Here is an 803-nt window from a genome sequence, read left to right on the forward strand (position 1 = left end):
ATAATCTAAAAGATTTTAAAAGTTCTAAAAGATTTGCAAGATCTAAGGATTCATAGGATTCTAACAGAGGAGGTTTTTCTCATTGATTTGTTTTTGCTTTAGAAGGATTTGGATTTTACAAGATTCAAAGGAGTTAAAGGGTCTAAAGATTCTAAAAGATTCATGAGTTCTAAAAAGATTTGCAAGTTCATAGGATTCATAGGATTCATAGGATTCATAGGATTCATAGGATTCATAGGATTCATAGGATTCATAGGATTCATAGGATTCATAGGATTCATAGGATTCATAGGATTGGACTTTAGATATTACACAAGCAGCACAAAACAAACACAATCACCTAAACGTGATGTGTTCTTTAAACCATCTTAACATTCATTTGGTATTCATTCCGTTATACCCACTCATTCAATTATTTTTCATAGGACCCAGGGGAGGAATGAATAAGAATAATACCCTCACTTCAAAAACATTTCAATTCAGAACCATAAATAATAAATATTATCATTGATTATCTATATAGAAAAAATATATTTAAATATTTATTCAAATGTTATAAATGGAATGCAATTTGATATGAAACAATTGCATCTTATTCTTGTTGCTTGATAGTCATTTCAATAGATACGTCTTACTCCATCATCATAACAGTGATTAGATTGATTGCTTATACTTAGGTAGTCTTGAAACTTATAAAGAGTCTTAAGAAGTTTAGCATCTCTGAATAAAATATTCCTTTGTTGTATGTATTTCTAAACTCTTGTTTATATTGAAAGAATGTCTTGAGTTTTGAAATCTTTAGA

General features: G+C 28.6%; 1 protein-coding gene. It reads left to right on the plus strand.

Going from position 1 to position 803, the window contains the following annotated elements:
• The first annotated feature begins 108 nt into the window (after positions 1-108).
• Positions 109-372, plus strand: a complete 264-nt coding sequence (locus BKH42_RS09650) for a hypothetical protein (protein ID WP_219349863.1) — start codon at positions 109-111, stop codon at positions 370-372.
• The last annotated feature ends 431 nt before the right edge of the window (positions 373-803 follow it).

The organism is Helicobacter sp. 13S00482-2, from assembly GCF_002272795.1.
In the GTDB taxonomy this organism is placed as follows: Bacteria; Campylobacterota; Campylobacteria; order Campylobacterales; family Helicobacteraceae; genus Helicobacter_J.